This is a genomic window from Streptomyces sp. JLYT201 (assembly GCF_059448825.1).
On the sequence record NZ_CM182551.1, the window covers coordinates 7,349,799 to 7,363,613 of the forward strand.

Annotated in this window: 15 protein-coding genes; 8 read left to right on the forward strand and 7 right to left on the reverse strand. The window is 74.2% G+C overall.

Translation table 11 applies throughout. From position 1 onward, the window contains the following. Positions 1–66 precede the first annotated feature (66 nt). Positions 67–543, reverse strand: coding sequence for a DUF3574 domain-containing protein (locus tag AC5WAM_RS31130; protein ID WP_366790674.1), 477 nt, complete (start codon positions 541–543; stop codon positions 67–69). Positions 544–776: 233 nt separating this feature from the next. Here AC5WAM_RS31130 and AC5WAM_RS31135 point away from each other — a divergent pair, with 233 nt between their 5' ends. Then, the gene (locus tag AC5WAM_RS31135) at positions 777–1,799 is read left to right on the forward strand and encodes a phosphatidylinositol-specific phospholipase C domain-containing protein (protein ID WP_366790673.1); all 1,023 of its coding nucleotides are present in this window, start codon (positions 777–779) and stop codon (positions 1,797–1,799) included. A gap of 28 nt (positions 1,800–1,827) precedes the next feature. Here AC5WAM_RS31135 and AC5WAM_RS31140 read toward each other — a convergent pair whose 3' ends face one another. After that, the gene (locus tag AC5WAM_RS31140; RefSeq protein WP_495519567.1) at positions 1,828–2,793 is read right to left on the reverse strand and encodes an endonuclease/exonuclease/phosphatase family protein; all 966 of its coding nucleotides are present in this window, start codon (positions 2,791–2,793) and stop codon (positions 1,828–1,830) included. 130 nt (positions 2,794–2,923) lie between these two features. Here AC5WAM_RS31140 and AC5WAM_RS31145 point away from each other — a divergent pair, with 130 nt between their 5' ends. The 4 genes from AC5WAM_RS31145 (at position 2,924) to AC5WAM_RS31160 (ending at position 6,699) form a co-directional block, all read left to right on the forward strand. Beyond that, positions 2,924–4,285: an amidohydrolase gene (locus AC5WAM_RS31145; RefSeq protein ID WP_495519568.1), complete on the forward strand. Its 1,362-nt coding sequence runs from the start codon at positions 2,924–2,926 to the stop codon at positions 4,283–4,285. A 46-nt stretch (positions 4,286–4,331) separates the two neighbouring features. Continuing rightward, complete coding sequence (locus AC5WAM_RS31150; protein ID WP_495519569.1) at positions 4,332–5,534, forward strand: cytochrome P450 family protein; 1,203 nt, start codon at positions 4,332–4,334, stop codon at positions 5,532–5,534. Between the two features lie 113 nt (positions 5,535–5,647). Continuing rightward, positions 5,648–6,349 carry a DUF899 domain-containing protein gene (locus AC5WAM_RS31155; protein ID WP_495519570.1) on the forward strand — a complete coding sequence of 234 codons (702 nt, stop codon included), beginning with the start codon at positions 5,648–5,650 and terminating at the stop codon, positions 6,347–6,349. Between the two features lie 134 nt (positions 6,350–6,483). Continuing rightward, on the forward strand, positions 6,484–6,699 hold the full coding sequence (locus tag AC5WAM_RS31160; RefSeq protein ID WP_366790668.1) for a DUF8839 family protein: 216 nt from the start codon (positions 6,484–6,486) through the stop codon (positions 6,697–6,699). Between the two features lie 70 nt (positions 6,700–6,769). Here the strand turns inward: AC5WAM_RS31160 and AC5WAM_RS31165 are convergent, their stop codons facing one another. Together AC5WAM_RS31165 and AC5WAM_RS31170 are read right to left on the reverse strand one after the other, a co-directional pair. Beyond that, positions 6,770–7,138: a hypothetical protein gene (locus tag AC5WAM_RS31165; RefSeq protein WP_495519571.1), complete on the reverse strand. Its 369-nt coding sequence runs from the start codon at positions 7,136–7,138 to the stop codon at positions 6,770–6,772. A 136-nt stretch (positions 7,139–7,274) separates the two neighbouring features. Further along, the gene (locus AC5WAM_RS31170; RefSeq protein ID WP_495519572.1) at positions 7,275–7,958 is read right to left on the reverse strand and encodes an ATP-binding protein; all 684 of its coding nucleotides are present in this window, start codon (positions 7,956–7,958) and stop codon (positions 7,275–7,277) included. A 207-nt stretch (positions 7,959–8,165) separates the two neighbouring features. On the opposite strand from AC5WAM_RS31170, the gene AC5WAM_RS31175 reads away from it, so the two are divergent. The 3 genes from AC5WAM_RS31175 to AC5WAM_RS31185 all read left to right on the forward strand — a co-directional run bounded on the left by AC5WAM_RS31175 (position 8,166) and on the right by AC5WAM_RS31185 (position 10,320). Beyond that, on the forward strand, positions 8,166–9,026 hold the full coding sequence (locus AC5WAM_RS31175; protein WP_495519573.1) for a Sco1979 family transcriptional regulator: 861 nt from the start codon (positions 8,166–8,168) through the stop codon (positions 9,024–9,026). 99 nt (positions 9,027–9,125) lie between these two features. Beyond that, entirely contained in the window at positions 9,126–9,341 is a 216-nt protein-coding gene (locus tag AC5WAM_RS31180) for a DUF397 domain-containing protein (protein ID WP_051855567.1), read from the forward strand. Positions 9,342–9,420: 79 nt separating this feature from the next. After that, positions 9,421–10,320, forward strand: coding sequence for an SAM-dependent methyltransferase (locus AC5WAM_RS31185; protein ID WP_495519574.1), 900 nt, complete (start codon positions 9,421–9,423; stop codon positions 10,318–10,320). Positions 10,321–10,635: 315 nt separating this feature from the next. On the opposite strand, the gene AC5WAM_RS31190 is transcribed toward AC5WAM_RS31185, so the two are convergent. The 3 genes from AC5WAM_RS31190 to AC5WAM_RS31200 all read right to left on the reverse strand — a co-directional run bounded on the left by AC5WAM_RS31190 (position 10,636) and on the right by AC5WAM_RS31200 (position 13,812). Next, positions 10,636–12,123: a glutamate synthase subunit beta gene (locus AC5WAM_RS31190; protein WP_495519575.1), complete on the reverse strand. Its 1,488-nt coding sequence runs from the start codon at positions 12,121–12,123 to the stop codon at positions 10,636–10,638. A 181-nt stretch (positions 12,124–12,304) separates the two neighbouring features. After that, on the reverse strand, positions 12,305–12,784 hold the full coding sequence (locus tag AC5WAM_RS31195; RefSeq protein ID WP_495519576.1) for an anthrone oxygenase family protein: 480 nt from the start codon (positions 12,782–12,784) through the stop codon (positions 12,305–12,307). A gap of 335 nt (positions 12,785–13,119) precedes the next feature. Then, a complete protein-coding gene (locus tag AC5WAM_RS31200) occupies positions 13,120–13,812 on the reverse strand; it encodes a DUF2293 domain-containing protein (RefSeq protein WP_366790661.1) in 693 nt (230 codons plus the stop codon). Positions 13,813–13,815 lie beyond the last annotated feature (3 nt).

Sequence of the window (13,815 nt, forward strand, 5' to 3'; positions counted from 1 at the left end):
TACGGGAGGCGACCCTGCGGTCGCCCCCGCGCGGTGGTGCTCAGCCGCCCAAGAGCGCCCGGCGGCTCAGAAGTCCACCCGCGCCCGGTCGTCGAGGCGGCCCACCGAGTCCTGCGCGAACTTCTTCTCGTAGTCGGAGCGGATCTCCTCGATCAGCTTGTCGTTCTTCTTCGCGTCGGCCGTCGGGTACAGCAGGATCAGCTCGTAGCTGCGCTCGCGCTCGATCGTGCCGTTGCTGTCCTTCCACTGGCCGCGGCCCTGCTGGACGGTCAGGCCGTCGGGGAAGCCGGGCGTCACCTCGGTGTCGATGAACTTCATGAACTGCTTGTCCGTCACGGCCGGGCCGCCGTCGGGGCGTTCGGTGCCGAAGAACAGATGGGTCTCGACGAAGGGCTTGCCGCGCTCCACCGCCGTCGGGGCGGCCGCCTTCTGCGCCGGGTCGCCGTCCAGGGCCGCGTACGCCGTCGGCGCGCCGATCGCGAGGACCGCGGCCGCCGCGGCCACGGCCAGGCGGGGGCCGGTGAGCGTGAGGGTGAGCGCCATGTGAGGGTGCCTTTCGTGGCAGGGCGGGGCCGGACGTGGCCGTCGGGCCCGATCTTCGACGGTCGACAAGAGTAGGGGGCCGAAGGCGCACGCGCGGCAGCGCCACGAGGTGTGGCCGTAAGTCGCCGTCTTCCGCGACGTCACATGAATCCCGTACGTTTCCCCGGACTTGACCGGTGTGGTGGAAGGGGACGGCGGTGCGCGTGGTGGCGGTGCGAAGGGCGATACGCGGGATGGTGACGGGGAGCGTCGTCGTCGCGGCCTCGCTCGCGGGGACGGCGGTGGCCACGGAGCCCGCGGCCACCGGGAGCGACGCCTCGTACGGCGCCACCACCGGCGTCGGCGTCCACAACGCGTACGAGAAGACGAAGTACCCCTACTTCGCCGACGCGCTCGACTCCGGCGCGGCCATGCTCGAACTCGACGTGTGGACGAACGTCTTCGGCGGCGGCTGGCGCGTCTCGCACAGCAACCCGATCGGCAACGACAACAACTGCGAGAACGCCCAGCGCCCGGAGGAGCTGCGCACCAAGGCGCGCGACCAGCGCCTCGACGGCTGCCTCGCCGACCTGAAGACCTGGCACGACGCCCACCCCGGACACCGGCCCGTGCTCCTCAAGGTCGAGCTGAAGGACGGCTTCCAGGCGCGCGGCGGACGCGGGCCCGCCGACCTCGACGCCCTCCTGAAGGCCAAGCTCGGCAGCGCCCTGTACCGGCCCGGCGACCTCGCGAGCGGCGGGGCCACGCTCGACGAGGCCGTGCGCGCGAAGGGCTGGCCCTCCAGGGCCGCGCTCGCCGGGAAGTTCGTCGTCGAGCTGATCCCCGGCACCGTCGAGCAGAACAACCCCGTCGACACCCTGTGGACCGACCGCGAGTACGCGACGCACCTGCGCGACCTGGCCGCCGCGGGCAGGCTCGGCGACGCCGCCGCCTTCCCCGCCGTGCTCGGCGCCGCGCCCGGCGACCCGCGCACGCGGTACGCGGACGCCTCGATCCGGCCGTGGTTCGTCCTCTTCGACGGCGACGCCTCGGTCTACGCGGGCGGGTCCGTCGACACCAAGTGGTACGCCGACCGCGGCTATCTGGTCGTCATGACCGACGCCCACAAGGTGGCGCCCGCCATCGACGGCACCCGGCCCACGGAGGCCCAGGCCCGCGACCGGGCCGCGCTGCTCGCGGGGCGGCACGCCAGCGTCGTGTCGGCGGACTGGTATCCGCTGCCGCAGGTCCTGTCGACGGTGCTGCCGCGCGGCTAGCACCTGCCCGGCGGCCCCGCGGCGCGCCTCACGGCTGGAAGCGCACCCACACCGGGGCGTGGTCCGAGCCCGCCGCGCCCTTCCGGTCACCGGGGTCCGCCCCCACCGAGGGCAGCTCCGGCGCGCCGGACGCGTCGGGCAGGCCCGTGCCCGCGGTGCCGCCGGCGGTCACGCGGCGCAGCAGGCGGTGGCTCAGGAGCACGTGGTCGATCAGCTCGCGGCGGCCGGAGTTGACGCGTGAGTACCTGCGTTCGGGCGGGATCAGCGGCGCCACGTTCCACAGCCGCGCCGCGTCGCCCCGGTCCGGCGTCGCGTGGCCCGGCGTGCCCAGTTCGGAGCCGGGCGGGCCGAGCAGGAGCTGGGTCGTCGCGGCGGTCACCTCGTCGTTGAGGTCGCCGAGCACCACGACGTCCCGGCTCCGGCCGTCGCCCGCGAGGAGGCGGTCGGCGAGCGCCCGCAGCGTCGCCGCCTCCGCCGTGCGGCGGAACAGCGCGTAGGCGCCGACGCGCGCCCGCTCGCCCTCGTCCCGGGGGGTGAACCGCCCGCCCGGGTACGAGAGGAGCTTGGACTTGAGGTGGCACACGGCCGCGTCCACGGCGATGGCCCGGCTCACGATCCGCACCGCGAACAGACCGCGCCCCGCCGCCGCGACCCGCGCCCCCGCGTCGTCCTTCTGCACCGGCAGCAGCCGCTCCGGGAACGCCTCCTCGTCGGCGAGGACCTCCGGCTCCAGGCGGCTGAGGAACCCCACCCGGATGCCCCGGTCGTCCGCGTGCCGCGACACGGCCGTGTGCCAGGTGCCGTCGAGCAGCCCGGCCAGGTCCTCCAGGGCCGCCGGGTCGCCGACCTCCTGCACCCCGAGCAGGCTCGGGTCGAGCGCGCGGACCGTCGCCGCGAGCGAGGACAGCTTCGCCTCGTACGCCGCCTTGTCCTTGGGGCCGAACGGCGTGCCGGGGCGGTAGAGGTTCTCCAGGTTCCAGGTGCCGAGGAGCATGCCGGGCTCCCTCCGCGGTTCGGGCGGCGATCGGTTCACGCCAAGCGGTCGGTTCCCGCCAGAGTGCTCCCGGAATTCCCGCGTCGGCAGAGTCCCCGCGCGGATGCGTGGGCGAACGTACCGTGAACGCATGACAGCGCCTGTCGCACCCGGCCCCGCCGACCTCGTCATCAGCGGGTGCACCGCCCTCGTCCACGACGCCGCCGGGCAGGTCGGCTTCGCCGAGGACGCCGCGATCGTCGTCCGCGACGGAGCGGTCGCCGAGGTGACCACCGCGGCCGCCGCCCGGGACCTGGCCGCCGCCGAACGCCTCGACGCCCGCGGCCAGGCCGCCCTGCCCGGCCTGATCAACTGCCATACGCACGCCCCGATGGTGGCCCTGCGCGGCATCGCCGAGGACGTGCCGGTGGAGGAGTGGTTCAACGACCACGTGTGGCCCATCGAGTCCAACCTCGCGGCGCGCGACGTGGAGCTGGGCGCGCGGCTCGCCTGCGCCGAGCTGATCCGCGGCGGCGTCACCACCTTCGCCGACCACTACTTCGCCATGGACACCGTCGCCGACGTCGTCGCCGAGACCGGCCTGCGCGCCCTGCTCGGGCAGGCGTACTTCTCCTCGCAGGGGCCCGCGGGCCGGGCGGCGTCCCTGGACTTCGCGCTGCGCAGGGCGGGCGACGCCGACGGCCGCGTCACCACCTGCCTCGCCCCGCACGCCCCGTACACCGTCGACGACGCCGACCTCGCCGCGACCGCGGAACTCGCGCGGGAGCACGGCCTCCCGGTGCATCTGCACGCCGCCGAGAGCCGCGCCCAGACCGAGCGCAGCGTCGCCCGGCACGGCGTCACGCCCATCGGGGTCCTGCGCCGCGCGGGCCTGCTCGACGTCGACGTCCTCATCGCCCACGGCACCGGCATCCTGGAGTCCGACGCCGCCGCCCTGCGCGCCGCCACCGGCAACGTCGCCGTCGCCAGCGCGCCGCGCGGCTATCTGAAGTTCGCCTGGGACACCACGCCCGTACGGCTGCTCGCGGACCTCGGCATCCCGGTGGGGCTCGCCACCGACGGCGCGGCCTCCAACAACTCCCTGGACGTGTGGGAGTCCATGGCGCTCACCGCGCTCGTCCAGAAGTCCGCCACCGGCGACCCCCGCTGGCTGACGTCCCGTCAGGCCCTGCACCACGCCACGCTGCAGAGCGCGCGGGCCGTCGGCCTCGGCGAGCGGATCGGCAGCCTCGCCCCGGGGCGCCGGGCCGACATCGTCCTCGTCGACCTCACCGGGCCGCACACCCAGCCCGTGCACGACCTCGCCGCGACCCTGGTGCACAGCGCCCGCAGCGGCGACGTCCGCACGACGATCGTCGACGGCCGCGTCCTCATGCGCGACCGGGAGCTGCTGACCGTCGACGTGCCCGCGGTGACACGGGAGTTGGCGGAGCGGCTGCCCGCGCTGGTCGCCCGCGGCCACGGCAGGCGCATCCAGGAGTACGACGCCTGACGGCCCGCCGAGCGCCCACCGGCCCGCACTCCTTAGGGTGAACCCCATGGCGACACCCGCGACCCCCGAAGCGCTCGACGGCCTCATCGACGACCCGTACACCACGTACGCCCTGCTGCGCGAGAGCGCGCCCGTGCGCCGCGTCACCGGCACCGACGGCAACGCCGCCTGGCTCGTCACCCGCTACGCCGACGTCCGCGAGGCCCTCGCCGACCCGCGCCTGTCCCTGGACAAGGCGCACGCCCTGCCCGGCAACTACCGGGGCTTCTCGCTGCCGCCCGCACTGGACGCCAACCTCCTCAACATGGACCCGCCGGACCACACCCGCGTCCGGCGCCTGGTCGCCAAGGCGTTCACCCCCGGCCGGACGGAACGCCTGCGCGAGCCGGTGCGGCGGGCCGCCGACGAACTCCTCGACGCCCTGGAGGAGGCGGGCGGCGGCGACCTCGTGGCCGCCTACGCCGCCCCGCTGCCCATCGCCGTCATCTGCGACCTCCTCGGCGTCCCCGCCACCCGCAGGCCCGACTTCCGCACCTGGACCGACGCGCTCGTGGCCCCCGACCCGGAGCGGCCCCACCTCGCCAAGGAGGCGGTCGCCGGACTGCTCGGCTACTTCACCGCGCTCATCGCGGAGAAGCGCGCCCGCCCCGGCGACGACCTGCTGTCCGACCTGATCGCGGTGCGAGACGACGACGGCGACGGCGCTGGACGCCTCAGCGAGGACGAGCTGATGTCGCTCGCCTTCCTCATCCTGTTCGCCGGGTACGAGAACGTGGTGCAGCTCATCGGCACCGCCGTCCTCGGCCTGCTGAGCCACCCCGAGCAGCTCGCCGCGGTGCGCGCCGACCCGGGCCTGCTGCCCGGCGCCGTCGAGGAGTTCCTGCGCCACGAGGGCCCGGTGCTGCTCGCCATCCGCCGCTTCCCCCTTCAGGACGTCACGATCGGCGGCGTCCGCGTGCCCAAGGGGGAGACCGTGCTGCTGTCGCCGGGCTCCGCGGGCCGCGACCCCGAGCGGTTCGCCGACCCCGACCGACTCGACGTCACCCGCGACGCGAGCGGCCACCTCGCGCTCGGCCACGGCATCCACTACTGCCTGGGCGCGCCGCTCGCCCGCATGGAGACGGCCACGGCGCTCGCCGCGCTCATCGAGCGCTTCCCGGACCTGGCGCTCGCCGTGCCGGTGCAGGAGCTGCGCCGGCGCCCCTCGATGCGGGCCCGCGGCCTGCTCGAACTCCCCGTCGTGTGCTGACGGGCGAGAAAGTTCCAGAAATCCCCTCCGCGACCGATGAGTTCCGCCGGGGCCCGCGGTCCACCTTCCTGAGAACGCCCGAGAACCGTGGATCGCGACCGGAGGAATGCGCCATGGGACTTCCGCACATCGTCACGCGCGCGGAGTGGCAGGCCGCGCGCGAGGAGCTGCTCGCCAAGGAGAAGGCCGCGACGCGCGCCCGCGACGCGCTGAACGCCGAGCGGCGCGAGCTCCCGATGGTAGAGATCGACAAGGAGTACGTGTTCGACGGCGCCGACGGCAAGGCGACGCTGCTCGACCTGTTCGCCGGACGCGCCCAGCTCATCGTCTACCACTTCATGTTCGCCCCCGAGTGGGACGCGGGCTGCCGCAGCTGCTCGGCCTTCCTCGACCAGATCGGCCACCTCGCCCATCTGCACGCCCGGGGCACGACGTTCGTCGCGGCCTCCCGCGCCCCCTTCACCCGCATCCTGCCGTTCAAGGCCCGCATGGGCTGGGTGGTGCCCTGGTACTCCACGTGCGGTCCCGAGTTCAACCGCGACTTCGCCGCGTCGTACGCGGATCCCGCAGGGCGCCTCCTGGACCGCCCGGGCATCAGCTGCTTCCTGCGGGACGGCGACCGCGTCTTCCACACGTACGCGACGTTCGACCGCGGCCTCGACGGCCTCGGCTCCACGACGAGCCTGCTGGACCTCACCGCGCTCGGCCGCCAGGAGGAGTGGGAGGAGCCCAAGGGACGCGCGTCGGAGCTCGGCGCACCCGCGGGCAGCGTCCGGGTGCGGTACCACGACGAGTACGACGAATACGCGTACTGAGCCCGGACAGCGGGGGCCGGAGTGGCCCAACTCGGTGTCGGATCGGTCACGTTGCGAATCCTCGGGGGCGCTCCGTGCGTTGATATCGGTGCGGAGCCTTCGCTCCGCACCGAGCACACGGGGGAACTGAGGACATGAGGAACGAACGAGTGGTGCTGGAGCGCTTTCCCGCGGGCGGACCGCGTGGATCGTGGCCCGCGGAGGAGTTCGCGCACGCGCGGCGCAGCGAGGGTCAGTGCGCGGAGGTCGTGATGGACCTGGCGACCGACGCCTTCCTGGTGATCGTGCGGGAACAGCTGGAGCGGGACGCCGACGCGGGCCGCGCCCGGGGCGAGCACGCCGCCGCCTGAGTGGTCTCCGGGCCGGGGCCAGCTGCTCCCGGCCCGGCGCTGAAGGGGGCCGGGCCCCCGGGTCCGGGCGCTAGGCCCGGACCGGTCCGGCCCACGCGGGGGCGGCCCCGGACATCCGGCACAGGGCCAGATACAGCGGAATGGGCGGCGTATAGGGGACCGCCGCCTCCGGACGGTGGACGAGCACCGGCTCCCGCACCGTGTCCGGCACCACGGCGCCCGGCGAGTAGAACGCCGACGGCGGCCACTCCAGGGCCACATCGGAGTCGGCGGGCACGATCCACCACCAGCGCGGTCCGTCCGCGTACACGCATCCTGCCCGGGGCAGCCGGTCGAGGAGCCGCGGACCGAACTCCGCGGGCATCGCCACCGCGTCGCAGCCGAGGGGCTGCCCCATTCCGGCGGGGACGGCGAGCCGTGCCACTGGCTGCACACTCACGGCTCGCCGTCCGACCGCCCGCTCCCGCTCGCGCGAGAGCCGTACCAAGGTGTCAAGGCCGAACAGTCGTGACGTCCCCGCGCTCACATATCCCCCGACCGCATCGCTGTCGCACTCGCATCCCCGTCACGACGGCCTAAAGGCCGCCGGTGGCGCTCTGGTCCATCCGGTGGCGTGCGTCGCCGGTCAGGCCCCTGCCGTGGCCTTCCGTGACGACGCCGCCGTGGTCGTCGAAGTTGTCCAAATCCAGTCCCATGCCGTCGAACGCGGCGGCGCCGAAGGCCGGTCCCGCCCGGTCGCGGCCGTCGACCTCGTCCTCGAGGCCGCCGAACGCGCTCCCGCCGGGCGGGCAACCGGTCGTCGGTAGCTCCGCCCACACCGAAAGGCCGGAACCGGAGTCCTGGACACCCCATGCGTTGCTCACGGCGCTCACGAGAAGCAACCCCCTCCCGTGCTCCTCGTCAGGCCCGCGCAGGCCGGTCGGGCGTGGAACCCCCGAACCACAGCCCTCGTCGCGGATGGCGATCCGCACGGTGTCGGCTTCCGTGCGGATCTCGCAGACGACGGTCCGGCTAGCGGTGTGCACGATGGCGTTGGTGACCAGCTCCGATACGACGAGCGCCGCGGTGTCGCAGGCGTCGTCGCCGACCGCGAGGGAACTGAGCCGGTCACGCGTCAACCGCCTGGCGCGGCCGACGGAACTCGGCAGCGCGGCCAGGGTGAAGGTGACGCAGGGCTCGGCAGCCGCCGCCCGGTCCTCGGCGCACACGCCAAGTCGGGGATCGGTGGCTTCAGTTCCTAACGATGCGGGCGGAGTCACGCTCTCCACTATCGCCCCGGCGCGAACACCTTGGCAAGGGCCACTCTGAAAAGTGCACAGTGACATGTTCCTTTGAGACGCCGCATGGCACACTTCTCGCAACGCCTCACCGAGTGGCGTGAGTTGGTGCGATGAGTGACTACGCAGAGTAACGTGAAGTGGCAAGATCCGATGCAGAGAGTGACGCGTAGTGGGTGGAGGTAGGACGTGAGCGAACCGCGGTCGGCGCCGACCGTCGGACAGGTCGTTCTCGGTCGTCGCCTGCAGGACCTGCGTGAGCGTGCGGGGCTCAAGCGTGACGAGGCCGCACGGATCCTGCGCGTGGCCCCGGCCACGGTGCGCCGCATGGAGACCGCCGAGGTCGCGCTGAAGATCCCGTATCTGCAACTGCTCCTCAAGGCGTACGGCATCGCGGACGAAGAGGCCGAGTCGTTCATCGCCCTCGCCGAGGAGGCCAACAAGCCGGGCTGGTGGCAGCGCTTCCACGACATCCTGCCGGGCTGGTTCAGCATGTACGTCAGCCTGGAGGGCGCCGCGAGCCTCATCAGGTCGTACGAACCGCACTTCATGCCCGGTCTGCTGCAGACCGAGGACTATGCGCGCGGCGTCCTGCTCTCCGGAGCCATCGGCCAGACCCGGCCCGAGGACACCGAGCGCTATGTCGCCCTGCGCATGGAGCGTCAGACGCTGCTGACCCGGGAGGACGGGCCGCGGCTGTGGGTCGTGATGGACGAGACGGCCCTGCGCCGTCCCGTCGGCGGGCCCGAAGTCATGCGTGCGCAGATCGACCGGTTGCTTGAGGCCACCGAAATGCCTCGGGTGACGCTGCAGGTCGCGCCGTTCGCGGCGGGCCCGCACCCGGGCACGTTCGGACCGTTCGTGCTCTTCCGCTTCGCCATGGCGGAGCTGCCGGACATGGTCTACAGCGAGTACCTCACCGGCGCCGTCTATCTGGACGCGCGCGCCGAGGTGGCGACGCATCTGGAGGTCATGGACCGCATGGCGGCCCAGGCCGCGACCGCACAACGCACGAAGGAGATCCTCCGGGATGTCCGCAAGGAGCTGTGAATGGACCGAGATCGACACCGAGCGGGCACGGGCCCCTCGTCACGGCCCGACACCCGCGCCGATTCCCGGCCCCCCGGGTCCTCCCGGATCTACAACGGCATGCCCGCCCGCGAGCTCGGCAGTGAGGGCTGGCACAAGCCGTGGAGCGGCGGCAACGGCGGCAACTGCCTGGAAGCGATGAAGCTGGACGACGGGCGCGTCGCCGTGCGCCAGTCCTCCGACCCGGACGGCCCCGCGCTCATCTACACGGACGGCGAGATCAGGGCGTTCATACAGGGAGCGAAGGCCGGGGAGGCCGACTTCCTGCTGTCGTGACGCGCGTAGCGACCGCGGTCGCCGCGCGCGCGGAATCTGGCGCGATTCGTACGTTGCCGAACTGGCGAGGGAGCCGCAGTTGACCGGGACCGGAGCGGGCAGCCGGGGGGCCGCGGGGAAGTCCACGCCGCGGGACGGGGAGTCCGCCTCGCCGCAGGGACAGTCCGCGTCGCCGCAGGGGGAGTCCGCGTCGCCGTACATAGACACCAGCAAGCCGCATCCGGCGCGGATGTACGACTGGTGGCTCGGCGGCAAGGACAACTACCCGGTCGACGAGGAGATGAGCCGTCGGCTCGTCGCCATGGACCCGCGGATCCCGGGCATCGCGCGGGCCAACCGGGCGTTCATGCAGCGCGCCACGCGGTGGCTCGCGGCGTCCGGGGTCCGCCAGTTCCTCGACATCGGCTCCGGCATCCCGACCGAGCCCAATCTGCACCAGATCGCCCAGGGGGCCGTGCCCGACGCCCGCGTGGTGTACTGCGACAACGACCCGATCGTGCTCGCCCATGCGGAGGCGCTCCTGCGCTCGACGCCCCAGGGCGCCACCGAGTACATCCAGGCGGACGTACGGGAACCCGCCGCGATCCTCGAACAGGCGCGCAAGACCCTCGACTTCAACCGGCCCGTCGCCCTCTCCCTGATCGCCCTGCTGCACTTCGTCCCCGACGAGAGCGGCCCGTACGACCTGGTGGACCGGCTGATGTCCGCGCTGCCGCCCGGCAGCTGGCTGATGCTGTCGCACGGCACCGGCGAGTTCACCCCCGACCGGGCCCGGGCCGCGGGCGACCTCTACGCGTCCCGCGCCCTCGACCTCGCCCTGCGCGACCGCACGGACGTCCTGCGCTTCTTCACCGGCCTCGACCTCGCGGCCCCGGGCGTGACGACGGTCGACGCCTGGCATCCGGAACTGGGCGAACGGGTGCCCGTGGCGGGGGAGGGGCCGGTGCCCCTCTTCGGCGGGGTGGCGCGCAAGCAGTGAGGGGGCGCGGCCGTGCGGCCGGGGCGGGCCCGGTCGGTGTTCCGCGTGGCGCGGACGTCTGCGGCTCTCGGCGGGCCGTCGTCGGCAGTGGGTTGACGCGTTCGCGCGGTCGTCGCCCTGCCGGAGGGCCGCGCGCTTTGGGAGGGCTGCGGGTGAAGTCGCTCGTCGGGGTCGGCCGGTGGCCGGCCCTGGGGGCTGCCGTGGTGGGTCGGCCGTCGGCCTGCGCTGTTGCGGAGTCCGCCACCGGGGCGAGGCGGGAGGCTCGGGGCGCGGCCACGCCGTGAGGGGGCGGGTGGCGGGAGGCGCCGGGCGCGGTCACGCCGTGAGGGGGCGGGTGTGGGCGCCCAGCGGAGAGGGCAGGTGCGTGGCCCCCATCAACCAGCGGTCCACGGCCGCCGCCGCGGCCCGGCCCTCCGCGATCGCCCACACCACCAAGGACTGGCCGCGGCCCGCGTCCCCGGCGACGAACACCCCCGGCACGTCCGTCGCGTAGGCGTCGTCACGCGCCACGGCCCCGCCCGGCGTCACGGACACGCCCAGCTCCCCGACCGCGCCCCCGGCCACCTCCGGCCCCCGGAACCCCAGCGCGAGCAGGACCAGATCGGCGCGCAGCAGCCGCTCCGCGCCGGGCACCGGCCGCCGGTCCCCGTCCACCCCGGACAGCACGACGGCCCGCACCCGCCCCGCCGCGTCCCCGGCGAACCGCACCGTGGCCGCCGCGAAGATCCGCGCGTCCGCGTCGGGGCGCTGCCCGAACCCCAGCTCCCCGGCCTCCTCGTGCGCGGGGGTCACGCGGTACACGTGCGGGTACGTCGGCCAGGGCGCCGCCGCCCCGTCCCGCTCGGCGCCCGGCAGCGGCCGGATGTCGACCTGCGTCACCGACGCCGCGCCCTCCCGCACCGCCGTGCCCAGGCAGTCCGCGCCGGTGTCGCCGCCGCCCACGATCACCACGTGCTTCCCGGCCGCCGACAGGGGCGAGACGTCGAGGTCCCCCTCGCACACGCGGTTGGCGAGCGGCAGGTACTCCATCGCCTGCCGGACCCCGGCCAGCTCCCGCCCCGGCACCGCGAGGTCCCGCCACGCCGTGGCCCCCACCGCGAGGACCAGCGCGTCGTGCCGGGCGCGCAGCGCCGCCGCGTCCACGTCCCGCCCGACGTGCGTCGACGTACGGAACGTGGTGCCCTCGGCGGTCAGCTGCGCGAGCCGCCGGTCGAGATGCCGCTTCTCCATCTTGAACGCGGGGATCCCGTACCGCAGCAGCCCGCCCGCGCGGTCCTCGCGCTCGTACACCACGACCGTGTGCCCGGCGCGCGTCAGCTGCTGCGCCGCCGCGAGGCCCGCCGGGCCCGAGCCGACGACGCCGACGCTCCTGCCGGTGAGCCGCTCTGGCGGCCGGGGCGGCGCGAGGCCGTCCGCCCAGAGGCGGTCGGCGATGGCGGCCTCGACGTTCTTGATCGTCACCGCGGGCTGGTTGATCGCGAGTACGCAGCCCGCCTCGCACGGGGCGGGACACAGCCGCCCGGTGAACTCGGGGAAGTTGTTCGTCGCGTGCAGCCGCTCCGCCGCCGCGTGCCAGTCGGCGCGCGAGACGAGCTCGTTCCACTCCGGGACGAGGTTCCCCAGCGGGCACGCCTCGTGGCAGAACGGCACCCCGCAGTCCATGCACCGGTCCGCCTGCCGCTCCACCAGCGGAAGCAGCGCGCCCGGCTCGTACACCTCGTCCCAGTCCTTGACCCGGTCGCCGACCGCCCGCCGCGGCCACTCCTCGCGCGCCACCCTGAGGAACCCTTTGGGGTCGGCCATGGCCGTCTCCCTACGTCTCCCCGCCCGCGATACGCGTCCTTCGAGCCACGGTACGTCGCGGGGGCGGGGCGGGCATGCCGGGAGCGCGGCGACGGCCGCGCGGCGCTGACCGGGCCGGTCGGCCGGGCCGGTGGAGTCGGGCCGGAGGATTCGGGCCGGTGGAGTCGGCGGTGCGGGCCGGTCAGGTCAGGCCGAGGACGAAGGCGAGCGAGGCCGCGGTGGCCGCCGCGGTCCGCACGTGGTTCCACATGGTCCACTCCGTCACATACGTGCGCCAGTACGCGGCCCCGCTCTCCGAGCCCGCGTCGACCTTCGCCAGCGCGTCGTTGCGCGGCACGTTCGCCGCCACGGTGACGCCGAAGCAGCCCACCAGATACAGCGTGCAGCCGAGCAGCAGCTCCACTCTGCCGTCGTCCGGCCACAGCACGAACGTGACCACGGCGAGCACCGCGCACAAGCCCGTCGCCCCCATGAACACGGCCATGAACGCCGGAGTGACCGCCGTGACGTTGATCGCGTTCATCGCGGCGATGCCCTGGGCCGGGGGCAGCGCCGCGAGGCCCTTCATCACGAACGTGGAGAAGCCGATGAACACCCCCGCGACCAGGCCGCAGGAGATCGCTCCGAGGACGGTGAGCACGAAGTAGGGTCCCTCGATCATGGCAACTCCCTGAGTGGGTCCGGCCTCTGGACGATCGGCTCGCGGGGTGCTTTCCCACGGGGGACCGGGCCTGGGGACGGTCGGCGCGCCGCGCAAGATCCTGCACGGTGTGGTGTGTCTACGACAAGTCAAATGCCACGACGCGCCCCCGGCCATACGCTGTTCCCGCACCTCCATGCGCCACCGTCTCGCCACCGGCGCGCGCCGCCTCCTCCGAGCCGTGCGCGGGGCACCCCGGCGAGGGTGCCTGTGGGGCGAGCCTGCGGCGGGGCCTGTGGGGGTGCGCTTTGGGGGGCCTGTGGAGGTGCCTGTTGGGGTGCCTGTTGGGGTGCCCCTCAGCCCGTCCGGTGCCCCCACGCGCACAGTGCTTCCTCGACGCCGCGCGCGATGCGGCGCCTGGCCTCACCCCGGGGGACGCCCCGCATCAGCAGGGCGTCGTACTCCGTCTCCGTGTGGCGCACCGCCGCGATCACGGCCGCCGTCACCGCGCGCGGAGTGAGGGCCCGCCCCGCCGCGCTGCGGCCCACCCGGCCGCTGCCGCGCACCGAGGCGTGCGCGGCGATCCGCCGGGCCCGCTCCGGCGGACACCGGGGAAAGAGCCGCAGGATCTCCTCGGCGAACGCCGCCGCGAACCGCTCGTCCCCCGCCGCCCGCCGCACGGCGTCCCGCGCGCGCCGCCGCGCCCTGGCCTCCGCGTCGGCCAGACACCGCCGCTCGGCCAGCGCGAGCGCCGCCTCCTCGACCAGGACGCCCTGGCGCTCGTACCGGCTCTTGCGCCGGTTGAAGCGGACCACCACCGCCGACAACGCGCTGCCTTCCCGCGACCGCCTGGTGAGCGCGGTGTCGCCGCGCGGGAGATACACGAGGTGCCCGAGGTCGGCGCAGTCCAGACACCGCGGCCTGCCCTCCTCCAGGGCGAGCAGTGCCAACGGCCCGGCGCCGCACTCCGTGCAGCGCTTGTGCTTGAGGGGCTGGAAGACGACAAGGCGGCCATCGGCGGCGGGAGTCGGTGAGCGGGGGAGCGCCATACG

Bases quoted from the DNA above. Each gene is read 5' to 3' on its own strand.
- AC5WAM_RS31135 (WP_366790673.1), top strand. From the start codon at position 777: ATGGTGACGGGGAGCGTCGTCGTCGCGGCCTCGCTCGCGGGGACGGCG.
- AC5WAM_RS31150 (WP_495519569.1), top strand. From the start codon at position 4,332: ATGGCGACACCCGCGACCCCCGAAGCGCTCGACGGCCTCATCGACGAC.
- AC5WAM_RS31145 (WP_495519568.1), top strand. From the start codon at position 2,924: ATGACAGCGCCTGTCGCACCCGGCCCCGCCGACCTCGTCATCAGCGGG.
- AC5WAM_RS31160 (WP_366790668.1), top strand. From the start codon at position 6,484: ATGAGGAACGAACGAGTGGTGCTGGAGCGCTTTCCCGCGGGCGGACCG.
- AC5WAM_RS31155 (WP_495519570.1), top strand. From the start codon at position 5,648: ATGGGACTTCCGCACATCGTCACGCGCGCGGAGTGGCAGGCCGCGCGC.
- AC5WAM_RS31200 (WP_366790661.1), bottom strand. From the start codon at position 13,812: ATGGCGCTCCCCCGCTCACCGACTCCCGCCGCCGATGGCCGCCTTGTC.
- AC5WAM_RS31195 (WP_495519576.1), bottom strand. From the start codon at position 12,784: ATGATCGAGGGACCCTACTTCGTGCTCACCGTCCTCGGAGCGATCTCC.
- AC5WAM_RS31140 (WP_495519567.1), bottom strand. From the start codon at position 2,793: ATGCTCCTCGGCACCTGGAACCTGGAGAACCTCTACCGCCCCGGCACG.
- AC5WAM_RS31130 (WP_366790674.1), bottom strand. From the start codon at position 543: ATGGCGCTCACCCTCACGCTCACCGGCCCCCGCCTGGCCGTGGCCGCG.
- AC5WAM_RS31190 (WP_495519575.1), bottom strand. From the start codon at position 12,123: ATGGCCGACCCCAAAGGGTTCCTCAGGGTGGCGCGCGAGGAGTGGCCG.
- AC5WAM_RS31180 (WP_051855567.1), top strand. From the start codon at position 9,126: ATGCCCGCCCGCGAGCTCGGCAGTGAGGGCTGGCACAAGCCGTGGAGC.